This window comes from Psychrobacillus sp. AK 1817, assembly GCF_008807035.1.
In the GTDB taxonomy this organism is placed as follows: Bacteria; Bacillota; Bacilli; order Bacillales_A; family Planococcaceae; genus Psychrobacillus; species Psychrobacillus faecigallinarum.
Window position 1 is genome coordinate 646,336 of the sequence record NZ_CP031739.1, and the last position, 24,167, is coordinate 670,502.

Below are 24,167 nucleotides of genomic sequence, written 5' to 3' on the forward strand. Positions count from 1 at the left end.
CTTACTCTGATCAGCTCTACCAAAAGTGCCTTACGTAGTGCTATCCTATTTGAGCCCGAATCTCTTCCATAAAGGAGTCAAATTACTTTATTTTTTGATAAGTGTAGCTTTCTTTTCTACTTGTTTTGTAGAGGTTGAAAGGAAGGCTTTCATCGCTGCATCATCTTCTGTTAATCCATCTTTTTTAAATGCAGCAATTTTTTCTAGCATCATTTTATAATCATTAGGTACAACCTTGACTACTTTTTGCACCATTTCATTCCAATTGTCTAAAATATTCATTGCTTTTGTGCTTCTTGTATAATAGTAATGATCCATGATTAGCTGTCTTACACTATGAGTCTCTTCTTTAGATTGAAGTTTCTCAAATCCAATCATTTCTTTATTACACTTAAATTTGAACTGCTCTATATCTTCAACCAATACATAAGCGATACCACCGGACATACCTGCTCCAAAATTTTTGCCTACGTCCCCAAGGATAACTGCACGACCGCCCGTCATATACTCACAACCATGGTCACCTATCCCTTCAACAACCACGTCTGCACCACTATTCCTTACAGCAAAACGTTCACCAGCTCGGCCGTTAATGAACACTGCTCCATCAGTAGCTCCATATAGCGCCACATTTCCAGCGATAACATTTTGTTCTGAAGTTCCTGATAATGGAGAAGTAACAACTAGCTTTCCTCCAGAAATTCCTTTGCCAAAGTAGTCGTTTACATCTCCCTCTACAAACATTGTCATTCCTTGTGGAATATATGCACCAAAGCTCTGACCGGCAGCACCATTGAATCTTAAAGTAATTGAATCATCTGGCAGACCTCTTGCCCCGTATTTTTTGGAGATTTCACTTCCAATAATGGTACCGACAACTCGATCAGTATTAGCAATCTTATATTGTAGATCAACCTTTGTTCTATTTATAATAGCTTTTTCCACTTGAGGCATAAGCTCCCTCATGTCAAATGACTTTTCGAGCTGATGATCTTGTTTTTGTTTACATGTTCTGTCTCCACTCACTTGGTATAGTAGGACAGAGAGATCTAGTTGCTGAGCTTTCCAATGAGATTTTGCTCGATCACTAACTTCAAGTAGGTCAGTTCTTCCTACCATTTCATCAACTGTTCTAAATCCAAGCAATGCCATATACTCTCTTACTTCCTCTGCCACAAACCTCATAAAGTTAACGACAAAATCAGCAGAACCACTAAATTTGTCTCTTAGCTCAGGATTTTGCGTTGCTATCCCTACTGGACAAGTGTCCATATGACAGGCACGCATCATGACACAGCCTAATACGATTAGAGGCGCTGTAGCAAAGCCAAATTCTTCTGCTCCTAACAAAGCAGCCATTACTACATCCTTTCCAGTCATCAGTTTGCCGTCGGTTTCCAAAACCACTTTATTTCGTAAGCCATTTAGCATTAACGTTTGATGTGCTTCAGCAAGTCCTAGCTCCCAAGGTAATCCTGTATGCTTAATGCTTGTTTTTGGAGAAGCTCCCGTTCCACCGTCGTATCCACTAATTACAATTACGTCTGCAGAGCCTTTTGCAACACCCGCAGCAATTGTTCCTACTCCCGATTTGGCAACGAGCTTCACACTAATTCTCGCAGATCTATTTGCATTTTTTAAATCATGAATGAGTTGGGCCATATCCTCGATGGAATAAATATCATGATGTGGAGGTGGGGATATCAATCCCACTCCAGTTGTGGATCCTCTGACATCTGCTACCCATGGATATACTTTATTGCCTGGAAGTTGACCGCCTTCACCTGGTTTAGCGCCTTGAGCCATTTTTATCTGAAGCTCATCTGCCTCTACTAAATAGTGACTATTTACACCAAAACGACCTGAAGCAATCTGCTTGATAGAACTACGTCGGTTATCCCCATTAGCATCTATTACATAACGATTAGGATGTTCTCCACCCTCTCCGCTGTTACTCTTGCCTCCAAGACGATTCATTGCAATTGCTAAAGTTTCATGCGCTTCCTGACTTAGTGAACCAAAGGACATAGCCCCTGTCTTAAACCTCTTCACAATGGAATCTACAGATTCAACTTCATCTAATGTGATTTTCTTTGTTCCCTTCTTAAATGTCAGTAGGTTTCGTAAAAAGCCTATTCGCTCTTCATTTGCCATTTCTGCATACTGACGATAAAGTCCGTAGTCTCCTCTTCGCGTTGCCCATTGAAGTGTGTGAATTGTCTTTGGATTAAAGGCATGATGCTCGCCAGTGCTTCTCCATTGAAAATCACTCCCTGAATCTAAAGCATCCACAGTAGATTCGACCGCTAGTATATGTCTACGAATTGCCTCTTCTCTAATCGTTTCTATGTCAATCCCACCAAGCTGAGACACAGTGCCTGTGAAATAATTCTCAATTACATCTTTGCTAATACCTACCGCTTCGAATATCTGTGCCCCTCTGTAGCTTTGTACAGTGGAAATACCCATTTTAGACATGACTTTTACGACACCTTCTGCTATCCCCTTACTATACTTAGTTATAGCATCGTGATAGTTGCATTCTAAGTGTCCATTTTGTATAGCTTCTGCAATGGTCGCATATGCAAGATATGGATTAATCGCATCTACCCCATATCCAATAAGTGCAGCAAACTGATGAACCTCTCTTGACTCCCCAGATTCCACTAAAATGCTAACTTTCGTTCGATTACCTGTTCGAAGCAAGTGTTGGTGTAAATGACTAGCTGCCAATAAAATCGGAATAGTTGGTTGAGACTGATTTAGAGATTTATCAGACAAAATGATTAAAGAGATTCGCTGTTCTATCAGTTCGTCTGCTTTTTTAGAGATTCTTCGGAAATCTTTTTCCAAATCTTCAGACATATTAATGTAAATAATACCACTTTGAAAGCTTTCATCCTTCAAATCCTTTATTTCTTGAAGTTGCCCATTAGTTAAAACTGGTGTATCCAAATATATTCGCTTCGCATTAACTTCTCCAGGGGTAAGCAGATCGCCTTCTGCACCAAGCAATGTCATGGTGGATGTAACAATATGCTCCCGTATTGAATCTATTGGTGGATTGGTAACTTGAGCAAACAACTGCTTAAAATAATTGAAAAGGGATTGCGGTCTATCTGACAATACAGCTAACGGGGTATCATTCCCCATAGAACCAATAGGATCTTTTCCCTCTATTGCAATTGGCAGCATATATTTGTGAATGTCTTCATACGTATAGCCAAAAGCCTTTTGACGAAATAACAGGCCATCAAGATTTTCTATGTTTTCTTCATTTACTAATATCTTTTGTTGATAGTCTTCTAACCATTGCTGATAAGGCTGAGCCATCGCCATTTCTGACTTAATTTCTTCATCGGATATAATTCTTCCCTGCTCCAAATCTATTAAAAGCATTCTTCCAGGACTTAGACGCTCCTTATAAAGAATATTATCTTCTTCGATATCTACTACTCCGACTTCTGAAGAAAATATAATGTAGTCATCTTTTGTCACGTAATAACGAGCTGGTCTCAACCCATTACGATCTAGAATAGCACCTATCTGCTTGCCATTTGTAAACGAGATAGCTGTTGGTCCATCCCAAGGCTCCATTAAAGAGCTGTGATAAGCATAAAATGCTTTTTTCTCTTGAGAAATATGAGGATTCTCAGTCCACGGTTCCGGAATAAGCATCATAGCTGTATGTGCCGGAGATCTCCCAGCTAATACAAAAAATTCAAATGCATTATCGAGCATAGATGAATCACTTCCAGAAGGATCAATAATAGGAAGGATTTTTCCTAAATCATCACCAAAGGCATCTGAAACAAACTGTTGCTCACGAGCTTTCATCCAATTGACATTACCGCGTAGTGTGTTTATTTCACCATTGTGAACAATATAGCGATTTGGGTGTGCACGCTCCCAGCTAGGGAATGTATTAGTGCTGTATCGAGAATGCACTAGTGAAAAAGCAGAAGTAAAAAGCTCGTCTTGTAAATCCACATAAAACTGATCTACTTCTTTAGGAGTCAGCATTCCTTTAAAAACTATTGTTTGACTTGAAAGACTTGCACAGTAGAATTTTTTAGCTTCTTGTTGTGCCCAATGCTCTATCTGTTTCCTAATAACATATAACTTCCGTTCAAAGGATAAAGAGTCAGGAAGACTTTTAGCTTTAATAAATACTTGCCGCACTACAGGTGCAGTATTTCTAGCTGAATCACTCAACATACTTTTATCTGTCGGGACTGTCCTCCACCCTATAAGTTCCTGACCTTCGGCGAAAATGGTATCATTTATTCTTTGTTCTATCGCTTGTCTTTCTTCATCCGCCTCTGTAAAAAACAACATACCTACCCCATACTGTCCTTTTTCCGGGATTTCCCATTGGCTACAAACTACCCGAAAAAAAACATCTGGGATTTGTACCATGAGACCTGCTCCATCTCCCGTTTGACCATCACTACCTTTTCCAGCACGATGATCCAAACGACATAACATTTCTAAACCTTTTTTCACTATATCATGTGTTGGTGTTCCTTTTATATTTGCATATAAACCTATCCCACAGGCGTCATGTTCTAATTCTGGATTATACATGCCCTGTGCTTTCGGTAGCTGGTGAAATGTCATGTAATCGACCTCCATTTTCCAAAAAAGTGTGTTAGGAACATTGTATGTTTTCAAAATAATATAAACAATATATAATTTGGATATAAACAATCTACTTTTGAGATAGGTTAGGAGAAAACTATGGAAATAAGGCAATTAAGATACTTTAAAGAAGTCGCAGAACGAGAACATATTTCGGAAGCGGCGATACATTTACATGTTGCTCAGTCTGCGGTTAGCAGACAAATAGCTAATTTAGAGAATGAGTTGGGAGTAGAATTATTTGAGCGAATAGGTCGCAATGTTAAATTGACACCAATAGGGAAGATCTTTTTAGAGCATAGCCTTTCAGCTCTTCAAGCTATAGACTATGCAAAAAAACAAATTGACGAATATTTGGATCCTGAAAAAGGGACTATTAAAATCGGTTTCCCCACTAGTTTAGCCGGCCATTTATTACCGACCGTTATTTCTGCCTTTAAAAAAGAGCATCCGAATGTGGCTTTCCAATTAAGACAAGGCTCTTATGATTATTTAATAGATGCAGTAAAAAATCGAGAAATTAATATAGCATTTTTAGGACCGCTCCCTCCGAAAGATTATTCTATTAATACCACCATATTGTTTACGGAAAACTTTTCCGTGCTAGTTCCTGTAAATCACCCTTTAGCAAAGAAGGAGAAGGTTCCCTTGATTGATTTGCGAAATGAGGACTTTGTTTTATTCCCTAAGGGATTTGTATTACATAAGATTATAATAGACGCATGTAATTCACTTGGATTTACACCTAAAAGTTCCTCAGAGGGTGAGGACATGGATGCTATTAAGGGATTGGTTGCCGCTGGGATCGGTATAACACTTTTGCCTGATAGCACCTTTTATGACTCTATTCCTAGGTTTACGGTTAAAATCCCACTGTATTCTCCTCCCCTTCAAAGAACAGTTGGCATGATTAGCCCGGTCACGAGGGATTTATCCCCATCTGAGAAGGTATTTCATGATTTTACTGTGAAGTTTTTCAAATTGCTTAACCAATATCAATAATGTACTCAAACAGGTTATTTTTTCTATAATTTATATTTTCATGGTAAAATAAAGCTAATAATAATGGAAGAATGTGAGGGAATAATTTGAAAGAGATGAATGGTAAAAGTGAGTTTTGGGAGTGGTTTAGAGCGATTGGAATTGCTGTTATATTTGCTTTTGGAATTCGATATTTTTTGTTTACACCTATCGAAGTAGAAGGTGCCTCTATGCTCCCCACTTTTGAAAGTGGTGACAAAGTCATGGTCAATAAAATAGGGCCGAAATTAAGTGACTACGAGCGATTTGATGTAATTGTTTTTAAAGTGGATGCGGACACTAATTATATTAAGCGAGTTATAGGCATTCCTGGAGACCATATTTCTTATAAAAACGATGAGCTTTTAATAAACGGGACTAAGTTCGATGAGCCATATTTAGATGAATTTAAAAAAGAGTTATTAGATAATGGCACGCTCACGGAGGACTTTACACTTGAAGAATATTTGGGAGAAGTAGTCGTACCAGAGGGTTCCTTGTTCGTCCTAGGGGACAATCGGCGTTTCAGCAACGATAGCAGAAATCCCAGTGTCGGATTTGTACCTATTGATATCGTTTTAGGAAAGGTGAACATGACAATTTATCCTTTAGAAAATTTTAGCTATATTAAATAATAGACCTAGAGCTGAGTATACAAGATTTTTGCATTGCAAGGCTTCCAAAATGAGAAAGACTAAGCTCCTAAGCACCCTGGCAAGCAATTGCGTAAAAAGCTAAATAAAAATTATAACAGAGACCAAAATATGCTTTATATATTAAAAGGGAGAAAATCATTGATGATTTTCTCCCCTTTTTACTCTTATTTAACTTTGTTATAAAATTCGCTGAAATTATTTACTACTTTATCTAGAAAATCGACTGTTGCTTGATCAGTCACTTCATTATCTTCATTCAATTTTGTATGAATTGCCCCTACATACACTTCGTTTCCTGGAAGTAGCTGTGGTTGGAGATTCGGATTAGATAATATCTCACGAAGATGCATTTGAGCTCGAACGCTACCTAGAACACCCATAGAAGAACCGATGATGAAAGTTGGTTTACCAACTAAATCATTTCCACTACGTGATAACCAATCTATTGCATTTTTTAAAGCACCCGGAATAGAGAAATTATATTCTGGTACCGCAAAAAGCACCGCATCCGCATTACGAACGTTCTTTTTGAATTCAATCGCACCTTGCGGAGGATCATTCTCAATATCAGCATTAAACATTTCTATTTCATTAATAGAAACAAGCTCAATAACTAACTTATCTTCATAACGCTTCTTCATATACTCCACTAATTTACGATTGTAAGACTCTTTTCTGTTACTACCAATAATAGCTGCCACCTTGATTGACATATCCATTCCTCCTAAAACTATTAAAAATCATGCAAAAATTTCAAACCCAAATCATTTTGTTAGTATATCACGCACCCACTAAAATATGCTGAAAATTTGCTCATAAAAATAGTGTTACAGGTGCCAGGCACCTGTAACACTATTGAAATAAAAGTTTCTATTTTTTTCTACTCTATTTGCAACTAACTTCCTCTATTAAAGAAAAAATCCTTTTTTAAGCGTATTTATTACGAGAATTGCAACTATATTATATTAGAATATTAGCGTTTGTATATTAAAATAATTTGTTTATATTACAGGTGCCAGGCACCTGTAATATACCAAACACTTGAATTATACCAGACACATAAAATATAAGAAGCGATGTTCTAGTATTCTATTAGCCTACTATGGCATTGGCGATGATTAGCATGATTAAAGAGGTACCCCAAGCAATGGTTGTAGGTACGGACCATACTAGAATTTGTTCTTTTAGTTTAGTGATTCCTAACATACGGTTAACAACCCAGAACAGTGAATCATTGAAGTAAGAAAATAACATTGCACCTAGTGCCGCCGCTTGAGCCGCTAAGGCTAGATTAACGTCAAGATTGGCTAAAATTGGAGCAGAGATTGAAGCTGCTGTAATCATAGCAACAGTCCCACTACCTTGTATTAATCGTACAATAGACGCTATAAAGAAAGGCACTAATATAGCAGGCAAAGGCAATCCAGCAATTATTTCAGCTAAATAGTCCCCTGTGCCACTGTCACGCAATACTGTTCCTAATGCACCACCAGCACCTGTAACTAAAAGGATGATACCCGCCGTAGTCATTCCTTCTTCCATTCTCTCTAAAGCCTCTTCTTTTTTCATTTGATTAGCCAATCCATAAATTGCGGCAACTAACCCAAGTGCTAAAGCGATAATTGGTTGTCCTAAGAATAGTACATAATCCCAGAACCCACCTGTTACTTCTAAAGCTGTTAATGTAGTATTTAAGAATATTAATATGATTGGCAATAATATCGGTAAAAAAGATTTGAAAAACGATGGTAGCTCTTTTTCTCTGTCAGCAGAAGCTGCTAAAAAATCATTGTATACCATTTCAGATGAATCTTTACGAATAAATCCTTCTCCATCTTCTTCTGGAACTTGATATATTCTTTTTCCAATCCATTTTGCATAAAGAACACCTATTATAATTATCGGAATAGCAAATATTAATCCCCAGAAGATCATTTCACCTATATCTACTCCAAAAATACCCGCTACTCCTAAAGGACCTGGAGTAGGTGGAACCGCATGGTGAGTTGCTGCTAACCCTATCGCTAATGCAATCCCCAATGTAACTACAGATTTCCCTGTTTTACGTGATAATGACTTTACTAAAGGATTTAAAATGACGAAGGCCGAATCTACAAAAATAGGAATAGATACGAAATAACCAGCAATGGCCATTGCCCATTCTTCCTTCTTCTTTCCAACTACTCGAATTAACGTGTAAGCTAGCTTTTCAGCGGCTCCCGTTACTTCTAAAATCCTCCCCATCATTACCCCTAGCCCTACAACGATCCCTATAGAAGCTAGCGTGTTACCAAAACCAGAAGTTATAGAGTTAACTACCTTTAAAGGCTCCATTCCTCCAATAAGCCCAGTTACAGAAGCTGCAATTAGCAACGCTAAAAAAGCATGAATTTTAGTTTTTAACACAAGCAAAATTAAAACCGTTACACCAATAACTAACCCCAACAACATTTGCATTTCTAAACCCATTCTTGAAACCCCTTTCAATTATGTATATTTAAATAGAAAAGGGGAATCCCCTTTTCTAGAATTACAAAACTTACAAAGACTCACGAGTAAATTTAGGCGCATATTCTGCAGCAAGCTTGATACACTCAAACATACTCACTTCTGATGCAATGTTTTTCCATGCAATATCAAACGCGGTCCCGTGGTCTACAGAAGTGCGCAAGAATGGTAGACCGTTCGTAATAGAAATAGTACGATGGAAATCGGTCATTTTCGCTGCAATATGGCCTTGATCGTGATATAAGGAAAGAACCGCATCATATTTTCCATTAAGTGCTTGGAAGAATACGGAGTCAGCAGGAACTGGTCCATATGCATCAATTCCGTCTGCTTTAGCAAGCTCGACGCCTGGTTTAATCTCTTCTACTTCTTCCATCCCAAACAAACCACCCTCACCTGCGTGGGGATTTAACCCAGCAACAGCTAATTTACGAGCTTCCACACCTAAACGCTGTAAAGCTTGGTCACATCTGTTCAAATAATCGCGTACACGCTCTTTAGTCATTTGTTTAATAGCGTCAGCAACAGATAAGTGGCGAGTTAAGAAGAAAATACGCATACCATTTACTTGGAACATTGTTAATGGATCCGGAGAGCCACCAAGGTCTTCTAGCATTTCCGTATGGCCAATGTAAGGAACATTAGCTGCTTTTAAAGATTCTTTGTTGATAGGAGTTGTTGCCAATGCTTTAACTTCCCCAGCCATAGCTAATTCCACTGATCGTTTGATAAATTCGAATGCCGCTTGTCCATTTTGAGCAGAAACGCTTCCAGGTTCAAAAGATTCTAAATCAATATTATTCAAATCAATAATATCAATTGTTCCAAATTTATAAGAACCATCTATTGGAGAGGCAACCACGTTTACATTTAAGTCCACCCCAGTAACTTCAATTGCTTTACGAATAATTTTAGCGTCACCTACAACTAGTGGTTTACACATAGAATAAATCTCTTCTTTAGCTAAAGATTTCACTGTAATTTCTGGTCCGATCCCTGCTGCATCTCCCATAGGTATTGCAATAATTTCTCGTGTTGTCATATTAGAACACTTCCTTCTTCTTTTTTGTTTGTTAAAAATCTTACACATTTGTAGATAGAATATTTATCTCCTACCATCCCGCCCTTAGTAATCACGGGAATACCATCAAATGTACCCCCTATAAAATGGCCATAAGCAGCTAAGGGAATCACTTCATCCTGCAAGCCTATCGCTGCAGCATCACTCACAGCACAAATAGCTGCCGTTACATCTCCTCCACTGGAGAAAGTACCATCTATTTGATGTTTTGTTTGCTGAACCACATTGTTAGTTACTCTAGCAAGCCCCTCTGTTAAACGCTTAGCCAGTTTTTCTTCCGTAACGCCCTCTTTCAATGCTATATCGGCTAGGTTCAGCTTTTCTGTTCCAGGCGCATAGGTAGTAATGATTAATACTTCTTGCACCTCTAGTTTATTCAATGCTTCTTCCGTTGCACGATCAATTTCTTTCTCCCAGGAACTACTTACCGATGCTAAAGCGCTAGCACGCACATATACTGGATCTGCATTTTTCTTATCAATTAAATAATTCAGCTGTCTACCAGTTAATGGAGTAATACTACCAACAGTCACGATGAATTTATTTGTTTGAACATGTTGATGGGCTTTCATTCTTCCAAAAGAGGCAGAGAGTGGACCTGGGTCTACGGGGATAAAATGAATTCCATCTATGGAAGCCATCGCCTCGGCAATATTATCAATTTCTTCATTTGTCACTGCATCTACTACTATAATGCGATTCATCGCTTCAATTTGCTTCATTAACTGTAATTGTATTGCCTCTTTACCCTTTAAAACTGTGCCAAGCCCCACATGACAAACAGGAAGTCGGCTTTGGTTTTCCATAATAGTAGGGACATGAGAGATACTTATTGGATTCATAGGATCTTTAGCGACATCAGTTGCTTCCACAGGTACCCCATCCACTAAAAGATAGCCACCTGAAACTACTCGACCTGAATCTGGGTAAGAAGCAACAACAACCGCTACGGAGTTTCCACCGATGGCATTCAGTAAAACATCGGTCTCTACTCCGAGATTACCTCTCACAGTACTATCAATTCGTTTACCAATAACACTTGCTCCCCAAATTGTTAGTTGCTCATATGCCTTCAAAACACGTTCTTCTGCATTAGAAGGAGAACAATATCTACTATCTGTATCTATGCTAATAGAGGTAAAATCACTATTTAATGGCACCTCTCCACCAAAAACAACTGTAGCACTCGTGAAACCATTTTTTGCCAGGAGGACTCCAGTAGCATTTGCTCCTGTTAAATCATCTGCAATAATGCCTATCTTCACTTTGTCACTCCCTTTATAAAAGTAGATTTCTCCTTATAAATCTCTTCTACTTCCTTAGAAATAGTGCTATCCGTTATAATTCCTGTTACCGAATCCACACCAGCTATTTTAGCAAATGCTTTTTTCCCAAATTTATGTGCATCTACAGTTAGGTAAACCGCCTCGCTTACGTTTATCATCTCTTTTTTGATAGATGCTTTCTCGAAAGTTGCAGAAGATATACCGAGAGAAGCATGCACAGCATGTGCTCCAAGGAACAGAATATCTACATGTATGTTTTTTAGCATTTGCTCAGCGTAGGATCCAAGTATTGCACCGACACCATTCTGGATCTTTCCACCAAGTAAAATAACTTCTAAATTAGAATCTGTTAATTCAGCAGCAATCTTAATATCATTTGTAACTACTGTGATATTCGTCCGTGATTTCAATAGCCTTGCAATTTCTAATGTAGTTGTTCCTGAATCCAACAAAATCCTCATACCGTCTTTTACTAAGCCAACGGCAATTTGTGCAATCTCTTTCTTTTGTATATGAGCTTCTGAAAGCTTTTGTTCATATGATTGTTCCCCTATTATCGCTTGAGGTAGCGCAGCACCACCATGTGTTCTTATCAATTTTTTCTGCTTTTCTAATTCGTCTAAATCTCTTCGTATAGTCATTGCAGAAACTCCTAAAAGCTCTACAAGTTCTAAGATTTCAACCTTCCCCTTAATAGAAAGCTCATCGATAATTTTCTTTTTTCTGTTAATTGGAAGCATGAATTCATCCCCTAAATACAAATAAAATGTTAACTATGAACATATTATGTTCTAATCGAACATTTTTGTCAATAAAATATGTTTGAAATTATCAAAAATAGGTAATGTAAAACACCCTTAGTGTTTTATTATTTAGAATTATCAAAAATAAATCGTGGGTTTATCACTGTAGTGTGTTAAAATATACTGATAATTAGATTTAGGAGGTCATATCATGCAAATGGCAGATATCAAAACACTTCAAATTGAAGATGTGCTAAAAGCGCACCAATTTCTTAAAGAGGTAGTTATACATACACCTCTTCAAAAAAACGACTATCTATCTGAAAAATATGAAGCAAATATTTACTTTAAACGCGAAGATTTACAACATGTTCGTTCGTTTAAACTCCGCGGTGCTTATTATAAAATTAAAACCATTGAAGAGATCGCTCGAAAGCAAGGAATAGTCTGTGCTAGTGCAGGTAATCACGCCCAAGGAGTCGCTTATGCCTGTGCTCACTTAGGTATTTCCGCTAAAATATTTATGCCTCTAACCACTCCTAGTCAAAAAATTGAGCAGGTAAAAATGTTTGGCCGGCAATACGCAGAAATTATCCTAGCTGGGGATACATTTGATGACTCCGCTAGTACTGCAACTACTTATGCAGAACAAGAAGGCCGTTTGTTTATTCATCCATTTGATGATCTAGATATCATTGCTGGTCAAGGTACAGTGGCTGTGGAGATTATGAATGATATTGAAGAGGAGCTTGATTATGTTTTTTCTAGTATTGGTGGTGGTGGTCTCATCTCTGGAGTTTCTTCTTATATAAAGAACCTATCCCCCAACACTAAAATTATCGGTGTCGAGCCTTCAGGAGCTGCAAGTATGAAAGCTGCCATAGCTAACAAAGGCCCAATTGTTCTTGATGCAATTGATAAATTCGTTGATGGGGCAGCTGTTAAGTGTGTAGGAAAGCTAAACTACGAGATTGTTTCTAAATATGTGGATGACATCACCCTTGTCCCAGAAGGGAAGGTATGCACAACTATTTTGAGCTTATACAATAAACACGCTATTATCGCAGAGCCTGCAGGGGCATTATCAATTGCAGCACTTGATTCTCATAAGGAACAAATAAAAGGTAAGTCCGTCGTATGTATTATTAGTGGAGGAAATAATGACATAGGTAGGATGCAAGAGATTAAGGAAAAATCGTTAATACATGAAGGGCTCTTATATTACTTTATCGTCAGCTTTCCACAAAGAGCTGGTGCATTAAGACAATTTCTTGATAAAGTACTGGGTCCAGACGATGATATCACCACCTTTGAATATACCAAAAAGAACAACAAAGAAAGTGGACCGGCGTTAGTCGGCATTGAATTAAAAAGAAGAGAGGATTATTTAGAGCTTCTCTCACGTATGAATGAGAATGGCTTTTTCTTTAAGGAAGTTAATAAAGATAGCACACTTTTTGACCTATTAATTTAAGTGAGAATCCAACTATATCAGCGTTTTAGAAAGTTTTCTATTGCCTAATAATGCTCACATTCCTATAAGAATAATAAAAAGTTACATTCAAATTCTAGCATTCTCCCCCACCCTTTGATATAATAATTCTTGTATTATAAAGATTCTAATCTAGGGGGAAAAAGAATGACTGAAAAACAAAACAATAAGCTGACAACTGCAGCTGGCGCACCAGTAGTAGATAACCAAAACTCACAATCTGCTGGTAGAAGAGGTCCTCTTTTACTACAAGACGTATGGTTATTAGAAAAACTAGCACACTTTGATAGAGAAGTAATTCCAGAGCGTCGTATGCACGCAAAAGGTTCAGGTGCTTACGGTAAATTTACTGTGACTAATGATATTACTCAATATACTAGCGCTAGTATATTCTCCGAAATTGGTAAAGAAACAGATATGTTCGTACGTTTCTCAACTGTAGCTGGTGAACGCGGAGCTGCAGATGCGGAACGAGATATCCGTGGATTCTCTATGCGTTTCTATACAGAGCAAGGTAACTGGGATTTAGTTGGTAACAACACTCCAGTATTCTTCTTCCGTGATCCACTTAATTTCCCAGATTTAAATCATGCTATTAAACGTGATCCACGTACTGGTATGCGTAGTGCTAATAGTAACTGGGATTTCTGGACATCATTACCGGAAGCACTTCACCAAGTTACAATCGTAATGAGTGACAGAGGACTTCCAAAATCTTACCGTACCATGCACGGATTTGGTAGCCATACATTCAGTATGATTAATGCTAACAATGAACGTGTCTGGGTTAAATTCCATATGCGTTCTCAACAAGGTATTGAAAACTTAACTGATCAAGAAGCAGTTGAAGTGGTTGGTGTTGACCGTGAAAGTCATCAGCGTGACCTATACGACAATATCGAAGCTGGTAATTTCCCTAAATGGAAAATGTATATTCAGGTAATGACGGAAGAACAAGCTAATAATATGCCTTATAATCCTTTTGATCTAACAAAAGTTTGGTATAAAAAAGACTTCCCACTTATCGAAGTTGGTGAATGGGAACTAAACCGTAACCCTGAAAATTATTTTGCAGAAGTAGAGCAAGCTGCTTTTACACCAGCTAACGTAGTACCTGGTATTAGCTTCTCCCCTGATAGAATGTTACAAGGTCGTTTATTCTCTTATGGCGATGCTCAACGTTACCGCCTAGGTGTTAACCATCACCAAATTCCTGTTAACAAACCTAAATGTCCTGTACACTCTTTCCATAGAGATGGTGCTATGCGTGTAGATGGTAACTTAGGTAGTACATTACCTTATGAGCCTAACAGCTATGGTCAATGGAAGGAACAACCTCAATTCAAAGAGCCTAGTCTAGCACTTCAAGGAGATGCTGGTATTTGGGAATTCCGTGAAGATGATGACAATTATTTCGAACAACCAGGTAAATTGTTCAATCTAATGACCCCAGAAAAACAACAAGTATTATTTGAAAACACTGCACGTAATATGAATGGTGTAGAAGATTTCATTAAAATCCGCCACATCATCCATTGCTATAAAGCAGACCCAGCTTATGGTAAAGGCGTTGCTGCGGCAATGGAACTTCCATGGGAAAAAATTGAAGAAGTTATGAATGTAACTGCTACAGTATAAAGAAAAAAGCTATCCCTCGGGATAGCTTTTTTCTTGTAATTGCCCCCTCTCCCTCCATCATCTTTATTGTGCTATGATATGGGTGTATACTTTATTTTTTGGAGGTTATTCCCATAGTTACAGTTATTGTTATTGGAATCATCATCTTTATCATTGTCCTTGCCTTAACTATTTTCACTATCAACAAGGGCTATGCCTATAAACATACAATAGACGAGCGTCCAACAGAATTAGAGAAAAAGAAAAAAACGCATCCTCCTGAATAAGGAAGATGCGTTTTTTATTGGAAGTGTATTATTTTGCTCCAGCTTTTTCTTTTTTAATTTGTTTACTACGTAATTGGCCACAAGCAGCATCAATATCAGTTCCCTGTTCCATTCTCACTCCACAGTTAATACCGCTATTTTTTAAAGTTTGGAAGAATGAACTAATAGACTTTTCTGTGCTACGTTGGTATTGGCCATGCTCGTCAACTGGATTGTATGGAATCAAGTTAACATAAGAAAGATGTCGTTTATTTTCCAGTAGCTTAGCCAATTGCTGTGCTTCTTCAACATGATCGTTTACATCTTTAAGAAGAATATATTCAAATGTAATACGACGGTTTGTTTTTTCTAAATAATAGTCAACAGCAGCCATAACTTTCTCAATTGGAAACGCCTTATTGATAACCATAATTTTAGAACGAAGCTCGTCATTTGGAGCGTGTAAGGAAACTGCAAGGTTAACTTGAATATTTTCGTTTGCAAAGTCCATAATCTTCTTAGCTAACCCACTTGTAGAAACTGTTATATGGCGCGCACCGATAGCAAGACCTTTTTGATCATTCACTGTTCTTAAGAAATTCATAAGGTTTTTATAATTATCAAATGGTTCACCAATACCCATTACTACGATGTGGCTAACGCGCTCATCCTTCTGTAATTCGTCTAAATGCTCCTGTACCTTCATAATTTGCCCAACAATCTCTCCAGCATCTAGATCGCGGCTTTTCTTTAACAGACCACTTGCACAGAAACTACAGCCAATATTACAGCCTACTTGTGTTGTTACACATACAGACAAGCCATATTTAAATCGCATTAAAACTGTTTCGATTAAATTTCCATCCTGCATTTCAAAAAGGAATTTAATCGTTCCATCAGCAGACTCTTGTTTTACATTTTCCTTCAAGGTTTGGATTACAAAGTTATCTTCTAGTAGCTTAAGACAATCTTTATTAACATTCGTCATTTCCTCAAAGGTCTGTACTCGTTTAATATATAACCAATCCCATACCTGTTCAGCACGGAATTTCTTTTGTCCATGTTCCATTAACCACTCTATTAATTGATCTCTTGTTAGACCATAAATTGATTTTTTCATTATTTAGCCCCTCTTTTCTTACACATACAATTCGCCTATTATACACCAAATTCTTTTATACGACAATTTATTATATATGAAATACCCTTAAAAAGATATTATTTAGTTTCTCCAAAAACAAGCGAACTACTCTGTTAACTTAAATAATATTAGACGAACTTAAGCAAAAATATTCTTAACAATGAGTATAGTTTACTTGATTTCCACTTTAGGCGGACCACGAGATGAGTGATAAGCCATAACCGTGGCATTCGCCCCGTTTGTGCTGTCTTATCTGTTTCACTCATCCCGCTGGAGTCGCCGCCTGTCGTTCCAATCCACGGAGTGACAAATGTTCGTGTTTAATTGGTAAAAAGCTAATTGTCCCCTTAACTAAAATATATTTTAGTTAAGGGGATAATAGTAAAGAGATAAAGCTTATTGCCGCTAAAAGAGTATCTTTTAGACCTGTTCTATTAAATCCAATATCTTATTGGTAGATTCAACAGGAAGAATATAAATAGTGTGAGTATCATTTGTAATCATTAAGGTACTTTCTTCAAATGCTCCACCTAACCAAAGATGTAAAACCTGTTTGTCTTTATTTTCATTAATTATATCTACAGAATAATCTGGATTGGCTATATTTACGATTCCATTTTCTTTTACCGCGCTTGAGATTATGCTTTTAAATTGCTCAAGTGCATTGTAATCATCAAAAACAATTGATGTACCCTCTTTTATTATTGTAAGGGTAACCACAGAAAATTCTACATCTATTTCCAATTTTTCATTTTCTTCTAAATACTGCTGACTGCTAGTTTTTTTTAACAGTGCTTTCTTCGAATTGACAGCCAAAAAGAACGACTGAAGTAAAAACCATTGATAAATAAAGGGCCATTTTCTTCCTCAAAGATCAACCATTCCCTTCCAATTTTCTTAATTAGTCAAGTTAGACGTAGCTAATCCCTTATTGTTTCATTTTCTTACGATTTTGAATGAATTTACCTAAACTCCTCCTTATTTTATATCGTTTATAATTTAACCAATGGGTCTCTGAACTAAATTTATTCATGTTTACAGGACAATTCGAATAAGTTGCTATAGCGTTTAAAAACAAGTATTGGAGTTGTTTAATATGAGGTACCGTAAACGAAGAAGGATAAATTATAGTTCAGGCAAAGCATTTTTAAAGTTAATATCTTTTATTTTTTGTCTCATTGCTTTTTTACCAACCAGTTTTCTTTATACAAACGTACATAATGATTCTGAGTGGAATGATTTTAACTTAGGTACATTTAATAATATTTTTCAAAATTCATTTGATCAGCTATTAGTAGTTTCATATGAGATTGATAGTAATAAGATCGATGAAGAGGAACAACTACCGTATATTATTCTAAACACTTATACTGTATTTGGAATACCATATGCAGAAGTAATCGTTACCAGTGAAGGAGCATATATAAACAAAAAATACCTGTTTAAAAAAGAGTGATCTCAAGAGAAGTCGTAAATAGCTATAAAATTATCTAAATACAAATCTTAAGCTTTTCAAAAAATTAAACCTAATAATAAAGAGACCAATCCCCTAGAAGATATGGTCTCTTTATTATTAGTTAGATTTCTCTACATCATTTTCTCGGATCCAGTCACTGTAACTACCTACATACAATTTTACATCCTTATAACCAGCTTCTTTTAAGCTTGCGTATAATGGAGCTGCCGTTACTCCGCTCCCACAGTATGCAATGACCGGCTTATCCTTATTAGAAAGGTTGCTTAGCTGAGATTCCATTAGTTCTTGCTCCAAAAATGCACCATCTCGCTTTAGTTGCTCCCAGTCGTAATTTATTGCTGTTGGAATATGACCTGCTATATGATCAATAGGCTCTATTTCTCCCCGATACCTAGGCGATGAACGAGCATCAATTAACTGTCCGTCCCTTTTTCCATTGGCAATATCTCGCACTTCATCCATAGTTAAATAAATTTCGTCATTCCAAAGTGGAGTCATATTCGACTTGGTATATTGAGTCACTTCATCAGTTATTGGAAGTTGCTGTTTTATCATTTCGAAGCTTTGGCGTATAACTCTTACATTTTTAAATCCTGCCCATTCCAGCAAGAAATAAGCTCTTAATGCAAAAGGAGCTTCCCCTTGATCATAAATAATAATTTTATCATCTATATTTAAACCTGAGTTTTGTACAAGCTCAATCATTTTTTCCTTAGAAATCATCGGATGTCTACCTTTAAAATCGTCCATATCAGAGAGGTCTTTTTCAAGATCCCAATAAACTGCTCCACTCACATGGCATTCTTTAAATGCTTCATAGCCTGCGGAAGGTTCCCCCAAGATAAAGCGCGTATCAATAAATCTTGAAGACTTTATATCTATTTCTGAAAGCTCTATAAATACCTTTGTCATTTTTCGTTACCTCCAGTCTCTAATTTCTTATAGATATCCTTCCACTTAGCTAGTGTTTCTTCCTGCTCCAGTAATCTTCTTTCTGCCTCCAACTGAGTTAAGGATTCATTTAACCATTTTAAGCGAGCATTTTCTACTTCCTTCTCTGCATAGATAGTTAGCCATTTTACTAAACGTTTTTTTTCATCATCTAAATAAGCAGCTGCCTCAACTTTTGTTTGCTCGGATAGAGCATCTCTTAGTTTTTCTTTTTCATTTTTTTCAAAAAATGACTTAGCACTTTTAAAATATGATTTTACATGAGTATATTTGTCTTTGTCTTTAAAGGGGCCAACAAACTCTAGTAATTCGTAGTCTTCACTTTCATGAGGGCTATAAGTTAAGCTCCCATTCCATTCCTTTAATACTCGCATTTCTTCTTTATCTATTTGAGTCATTTGTTTTTGAATATATTGTAGCAGTCGGAAATTCGTTACACGGACTTCCTGCTCCAGATCAAAACGAATCATTTGAAGAATATCCCTCAATGCTAAGTCCAAAGCCGTGGATGCATTATAATTAGAGAAAAGCGAAGGATTATACGCTTCCTTAAAAAATTCGTTGAATCGATAATACACACGTTGTAATACGTAAAAAAGAAGGGATTCCAATTCCTGAACCGCATCCTTAGTTAAAGATACAGACTTGTATTCAGTATAACGATTCCTTATTTTTAGTTCCTGATCGCTAAGCTCAGAAAGTCGTTCATCTTTTCTAGCTAAGTTAGCCTCCGTTTGTTCTATTAAAGAAAGCAATTTATTTTTTTGTCGATTAGATTCCTCTTCTAATGAAGTTATAGCAATTTGTTTAAGATCTTTTTCCAAAAAATGATGGAATGCTTCTTCAAAATGTTCCATGCCTTGATGAAGTCTTTCTTTGTTTTGCTTTTCTTTTAAAGCTTGAAGACTAGAGACTCCATACACCCTAGGAAATCGAATTCCAAATCGCTGCAGTTCGTCTTTTACGTACTGTTTAACTAAGTTAGCCTCTTCCTCGTTGCTTGCAAGATCAATGGCGTTTACAATGAAAAACATTTTATCTAGTTCAAAGGAATCTTTAACACGACCAAGCTGAATAAGAAATTCTCTATCAGCCTTTGCAAAAGCATGATTAAAGTATGTGACAAAAAGAACGGCATCTGCATTTCGTATATAATCGAACGCAACACCAGTATGTCTAGCATTGATGGAATCTGCACCTGGTGTATCTACTAAAGTGACGCCTAATCTAGTTAACTCACAATCATAATAAAAGTCAATGTAATCAACAAAACAGCTTTTCGATTCCTCAGCCACATAAAGAGAAAATTCTTGATTATCCACATTTAGTATCTCACCTAGATGATTCCGTACATCAGGATATCCTTTGTAGAAAGCATTCACAAATGACTTATGCACTTCTTCTGCAGCTGATTCACTTAAGGCAGAAGGAGCCTTTTCGTATGCATCCTCTAATGAAATAACGTTTTTACCCAATTGTAAAAAGGCAAACTTTACATCATCGAGTAACTGTTCTTTAGATTTTAAAGTAACATCAGCGGTATTGTGCAGATGTTCTTTAGAAACTGGATGTATTTTATTGATGGCAGCGGTTGTAGGGTTTGGAGAAACCGGCAGAACATCCGCTCCCATTAAGGCATTAGAAAAGCTTGATTTTCCTGCACTAAAAGCACCAAATAGAGCAATTGTAAATTGTTGGTTTTGAACACGCATTGCCTTTTTCTTAATAACAGACGCGGAGTCCTTAAAATCAGGAAGCTCCGATAAAATCTCTCCAATTTTGTTTGCCCTTTGCACTACTTCATCTAAAGGTAATGTAGCACTTTCCTCTAATATCTCTTCCTCTATTAATACAGGGGAAATTACTTCTGTTTCTTCACTAGTTTTATCAACGTACTCTACTATAGAGCGCTCGAAGGACAAGCGTTCTTTCTCCCATTCATCAAGAAGATAATCTCTATCTTTCCTATACTGGATCGAAGGTGTCGATAATTGCTTATCCAAATTTTCTATTTTTTCTTCTATATCAGACACTTTTAATATAGCTTCTTGCTTTTCCTTTAAAACATTCGTTTTATCCTCTAACCGCACATCTAGATTGGATGAATTTAGTTCGATATAATTTGAATTTTCGTCCTTCCATCGGTCAGTTTCCTTCACATAATATCTAATAACTGCATCATTTACTCTATTAGCATAGTTCAGTATTGCATCACCCGTAACACTTGCCCCACTATGCATAGTGTCTGCGATGATTTCCTCAGGTAAAGAAAAGGACATATTATTTATTTCGTTTGCCTTTTCTTCATTTAACAAGCTAACATCCTTTAAAAGACCCTTCATTAAATCTTTTATATGTGTAGTAATATTAGTAGCTACAATTTTATCCAGCATCTGAATTGCTTCAGCTAACCTTCTTTTTCTTTCTTCTTCTGTTTTTTTCTTGCTTCCGATGAAACCAACCTTAAATGACTCCTGCCTACTTTCTGCATATTGTTTTAAAAGGTCACGCATTTCATAAGTCATAATTGAGGCGTTTTCCAATATAGCCTTCCTGCTCGTTTCAAATGTCTTTTTCCACGCACCGCTCTCTTGGAGCTGTATTTGCTTCTCTGAAGTTTCCAGCTGATCTAATATTTCTTCAACATTGCTCCAATCTTCTTCTGTGAGTAAATAACTTAGTTCCTGCTGTAAGTCTTTTTTTTCCTCTTCTAAAAATTTTATATGTTCATCCTTTAGCTTTTTTAGAGTAGCTGATGCTGACCGTAGGAAAAGTTCTTCTTTATGTAGTATAGATTCTTTTACGATCTGCCTAACTTGTTGAAAATCATTATGTACTATTTCTTTGTTTTTTAATGAAGTATAAAAGATATCCTTTGGCTCGACATTCCAAGCATTGAAAGCTGTAGAAACAGATTGTTTATACTCAGTGAAAGATAATTCCTCTTCTCTGTGTTTATCAATCTGATTTACGATTAAATAAATATTTTCATTGTAGTGAAGCAACTGTTTAGTAAATTGAAAATTCAGCTCGGATTGCACATGATTATAATCCATTACATAAAACACGATATCTGCTAGATGTAATGCAGACTCTGTTGATACACGATGTGCATCATCCGTTGAATCCACTCCCGGTGTGTCCATAACTATAATCCCTTTAGGAAGCTCCGAGGTTTGATGTCCAATTTCTATTTGAGAAACTTTACTCCCGTCCTTGGAATATTTTTTTACTTGTCCAATATCATATTCCCCAGAGAATTTGACCGGAGCATCATTTACAAAGTGGACAATAGCAAAATTCTTGTCCGCTTTGCTCACCGTAACTATATTCGCAGAGGTTGGTATAGGACTTGTTGGTAATAGCTGTTCATCTACAAGGGCATTAATCATACTTGATTTACCTGCTGAAAAATGACCTGCAAAAGCAATTGTAAATGTTCCCTTTTCTATTTTTTCTGCAAAAAGTTTTGATTTTGCATATCTCTCTTCATCATTGTTTTGTTTAAAAATTGTCGCTAGTAAAGCATTCGATTCTTTGATTTTCTGTAATTCCTCTAATTGATTCATGTGAAATTTATTTCCCCTTTTTATTCTTTAAACAATATGTATATCATATCAGAAAATATAAAAAAAGATGACTTTATTGTTCACAAAGTCATCACTGTACTACTATTATTTTGTTTGCGGTGTAATAGAATTTAAAATGTGTTTTGTTATTACGCTGTATATAACTACAGTCGATCCAATTAATATAAATACCATGACAATCTCCCTCTCAACTGAACTTGATATTCATTCTCATTTAGATGTTATCACATTTTTCAACAATTGACTACAAAATATATTCTTTTTAACTAGACAATATGATAAAATTGATTCATCTTTACTATTAGGAGGGGATAAAATGGGTAATTCCAAGCATATTAAAACACTTTTAAATGGTACCATTCAATCATTAAAGTCTGTTATTCCTCTTAACCTTAGTTTTAAGTCTCCCACACTAATGATTCAACCATTTGATCAGGAAGAGATGGGCGTTCTCATTGGAATTGTTGGAGACATTAAGGGAAGAATTATTGTTGATGCATCCTCCCAATTCTTCTCCTCCGTTGGCGCCTCTATGTTCGGCATGCCTCTCGAGGGCGAAATGCTCGAATCTTTTACTGGTGAACTCGGGAATATGATTGCAGGCAACTTGTGTACTACTGTTGCCCAAGAAGGTTTAGAGATTGATATTACACCGCCAACTGTCATTGTTGGCAAGAGTAAACTATTTGGTTTTCATCATGCCTTTCGCTTGCCTGTAGAAACCGAAGACATAGGCCTTATGACTATTATTCTTACAATAGACGAGGACTAACTATCAATAAGAATACATATAAAACTTAGAATCCTTTTAAATAAAGGATTCTTTTTTATTTGGCAATCCCTAAGGACCTTGAGCTAATTTAAAGGATAAGATCTTTAGCTAGCACTCTATTTCTCAAGAGTCTGAACTGCAACTATCTTCACTAATCTCCCTTCCACTTCTATGACTTTTAATTTATTTCACATTATCTTCACATAATACCTTTGTATGTGTGAGAAATATCACATCACACATAATTATTTAAATTTATGATGTAGCTATAGATAAAAAGAAGAATATTTTGGAGGTGTACGACTGATGTCCAAAAAACACAATAAAGAACCAGAACTTAAGGGCACGTTAATATCTGTTAGCGTAGTGGGGATCTTTATATTAGTAACTTGGTTTCTGGCATTCTATTTATTTATTGACAGATTTTAAATCATTGGAGGTTAAAGGTTATGCATATTCACAAGTATGAAAAATGGTGGATAACATTCGGGGTAGGGTCTTTGGTTTTATTCTTAATTATAGTTGGCTTTAGCGCATTTCATTACGGTTCTCATCCACCTAGTGCAAAAGTATATATTGATCCTGAGCGAGTAGATGAAATTGCTCCTTTTAATAATCCTGGAGTTCACAAGGTCGAAGGTAAGGAATGGGATTACGAGGTAGTAGTCGTTGCTTCTGCTTTCTTCTATAATCCACAGGAATTTGAAGTACCACTCGGATCGACTGTTAAATTTATCGCAACAACAAAGGACGTAATTCATGGCTTTCAAATAGTGGGTACGAATATTAATATGATGCTAGAACCTGGCTACGTTTCAGAATACGTAACAACAGTAGATAAAGCTGGAGAGTATTTAATATTATGTAACGAATATTGTGGCATAGGACACACTTCTATGACATCGAAGTTAAAGGTGGTTGAGTAA

The 24,167-nt window shown here is 36.6% G+C and carries 19 protein-coding genes; 9 read left to right on the forward strand and 10 right to left on the reverse strand.

Features of this window, described 5'->3' with window-relative positions:
* Positions 1-87 precede the first annotated feature (87 nt).
* Entirely contained in the window at positions 88-4,620 is a 4,533-nt protein-coding gene (gene gltB, locus D0S48_RS03345; protein WP_151110092.1) for a glutamate synthase large subunit, read from the reverse strand.
* Positions 4,621-4,740: 120 nt separating this feature from the next.
* Between gltB and D0S48_RS03350 the strand changes: the two genes are divergently transcribed.
* Positions 4,741-5,643 carry a glutamate biosynthesis transcriptional regulator GltC gene (locus tag D0S48_RS03350; protein ID WP_151110094.1) on the forward strand — a complete coding sequence of 301 codons (903 nt, stop codon included), beginning with the start codon at positions 4,741-4,743 and terminating at the stop codon, positions 5,641-5,643.
* A 95-nt stretch (positions 5,644-5,738) separates the two neighbouring features.
* A complete protein-coding gene (gene lepB, locus D0S48_RS03355) occupies positions 5,739-6,296 on the forward strand; it encodes a signal peptidase I (RefSeq protein WP_151113690.1) in 558 nt (185 codons plus the stop codon).
* A 185-nt stretch (positions 6,297-6,481) separates the two neighbouring features.
* On the opposite strand, the gene D0S48_RS03360 is transcribed toward lepB, so the two are convergent.
* The 5 genes from D0S48_RS03360 to D0S48_RS03380 all read right to left on the reverse strand — a co-directional run bounded on the left by D0S48_RS03360 (position 6,482) and on the right by D0S48_RS03380 (position 11,932).
* Positions 6,482-7,030 (reverse strand): NADPH-dependent FMN reductase, encoded by a 549-nt coding sequence (locus D0S48_RS03360; RefSeq protein ID WP_191963862.1) that lies wholly within the window; start codon positions 7,028-7,030, stop codon positions 6,482-6,484.
* Between the two features lie 379 nt (positions 7,031-7,409).
* A complete protein-coding gene (locus D0S48_RS03365; RefSeq protein ID WP_144536779.1) occupies positions 7,410-8,786 on the reverse strand; it encodes a GntP family permease in 1,377 nt (458 codons plus the stop codon).
* 70 nt (positions 8,787-8,856) lie between these two features.
* A complete protein-coding gene (gene pdxA / locus D0S48_RS03370; RefSeq protein WP_151110096.1) occupies positions 8,857-9,867 on the reverse strand; it encodes a 4-hydroxythreonine-4-phosphate dehydrogenase PdxA in 1,011 nt (336 codons plus the stop codon).
* A complete protein-coding gene (locus D0S48_RS03375; protein WP_151110098.1) occupies positions 9,864-11,171 on the reverse strand; it encodes a four-carbon acid sugar kinase family protein in 1,308 nt (435 codons plus the stop codon). The genes pdxA and D0S48_RS03375 overlap by 4 nt, the downstream gene beginning before the upstream one ends.
* Entirely contained in the window at positions 11,168-11,932 is a 765-nt protein-coding gene (locus tag D0S48_RS03380; protein ID WP_151110100.1) for a DeoR/GlpR family DNA-binding transcription regulator, read from the reverse strand. Before D0S48_RS03380 ends, D0S48_RS03375 begins: the two co-directional genes overlap by 4 nt.
* A 214-nt stretch (positions 11,933-12,146) precedes the next feature.
* On the opposite strand from D0S48_RS03380, the gene ilvA reads away from it, so the two are divergent.
* From ilvA to ytzI, 3 genes are all read left to right on the forward strand, one after another.
* Positions 12,147-13,409 carry a threonine ammonia-lyase IlvA gene (gene ilvA, locus D0S48_RS03385; protein WP_151110102.1) on the forward strand — a complete coding sequence of 421 codons (1,263 nt, stop codon included), beginning with the start codon at positions 12,147-12,149 and terminating at the stop codon, positions 13,407-13,409.
* Between the two features lie 165 nt (positions 13,410-13,574).
* Positions 13,575-15,065, forward strand: coding sequence for a catalase (locus tag D0S48_RS03390; protein WP_144536790.1), 1,491 nt, complete (start codon positions 13,575-13,577; stop codon positions 15,063-15,065).
* 113 nt (positions 15,066-15,178) lie between these two features.
* Positions 15,179-15,331 carry a YtzI protein gene (gene ytzI / locus D0S48_RS03395; RefSeq protein WP_144537223.1) on the forward strand — a complete coding sequence of 51 codons (153 nt, stop codon included), beginning with the start codon at positions 15,179-15,181 and terminating at the stop codon, positions 15,329-15,331.
* Between the two features lie 28 nt (positions 15,332-15,359).
* On the opposite strand, the gene rlmN is transcribed toward ytzI, so the two are convergent.
* Both rlmN and D0S48_RS03405 read right to left on the reverse strand, forming a co-directional pair.
* Complete coding sequence (gene rlmN / locus D0S48_RS03400) at positions 15,360-16,430, reverse strand: dual-specificity RNA methyltransferase RlmN (protein WP_144536791.1); 1,071 nt, start codon at positions 16,428-16,430, stop codon at positions 15,360-15,362.
* Positions 16,431-16,871: 441 nt separating this feature from the next.
* Positions 16,872-17,267: a YhfM domain-containing protein gene (locus D0S48_RS03405; RefSeq protein ID WP_151110104.1), complete on the reverse strand. Its 396-nt coding sequence runs from the start codon at positions 17,265-17,267 to the stop codon at positions 16,872-16,874.
* 280 nt (positions 17,268-17,547) lie between these two features.
* On the opposite strand from D0S48_RS03405, the gene D0S48_RS03410 reads away from it, so the two are divergent.
* On the forward strand, positions 17,548-17,907 hold the full coding sequence (locus D0S48_RS03410) for a hypothetical protein (RefSeq protein ID WP_144536795.1): 360 nt from the start codon (positions 17,548-17,550) through the stop codon (positions 17,905-17,907).
* A 117-nt stretch (positions 17,908-18,024) separates the two neighbouring features.
* On the opposite strand, the gene D0S48_RS03415 is transcribed toward D0S48_RS03410, so the two are convergent.
* Both D0S48_RS03415 and D0S48_RS03420 read right to left on the reverse strand, forming a co-directional pair.
* Positions 18,025-18,840 (reverse strand): sulfurtransferase, encoded by an 816-nt coding sequence (locus tag D0S48_RS03415; protein WP_151110106.1) that lies wholly within the window; start codon positions 18,838-18,840, stop codon positions 18,025-18,027.
* Positions 18,837-22,448: a dynamin family protein gene (locus D0S48_RS03420; RefSeq protein ID WP_151110108.1), complete on the reverse strand. Its 3,612-nt coding sequence runs from the start codon at positions 22,446-22,448 to the stop codon at positions 18,837-18,839. Before D0S48_RS03420 ends, D0S48_RS03415 begins: the two co-directional genes overlap by 4 nt.
* 337 nt (positions 22,449-22,785) lie before the next feature.
* Here D0S48_RS03420 and D0S48_RS03425 point away from each other — a divergent pair, with 337 nt between their 5' ends.
* The 3 genes from D0S48_RS03425 (at position 22,786) to D0S48_RS03435 (ending at position 24,167) form a co-directional block, all read left to right on the forward strand.
* Positions 22,786-23,241, forward strand: a complete 456-nt coding sequence (locus D0S48_RS03425) for a chemotaxis protein CheX (protein WP_144536801.1) — start codon at positions 22,786-22,788, stop codon at positions 23,239-23,241.
* Positions 23,242-23,547: 306 nt separating this feature from the next.
* Positions 23,548-23,670: a cytochrome c oxidase subunit 2A gene (locus tag D0S48_RS03430; protein ID WP_144536803.1), complete on the forward strand. Its 123-nt coding sequence runs from the start codon at positions 23,548-23,550 to the stop codon at positions 23,668-23,670.
* A gap of 20 nt (positions 23,671-23,690) precedes the next feature.
* Positions 23,691-24,167 (forward strand): cytochrome c oxidase subunit II, encoded by a 477-nt coding sequence (locus tag D0S48_RS03435; RefSeq protein WP_144536805.1) that lies wholly within the window; start codon positions 23,691-23,693, stop codon positions 24,165-24,167.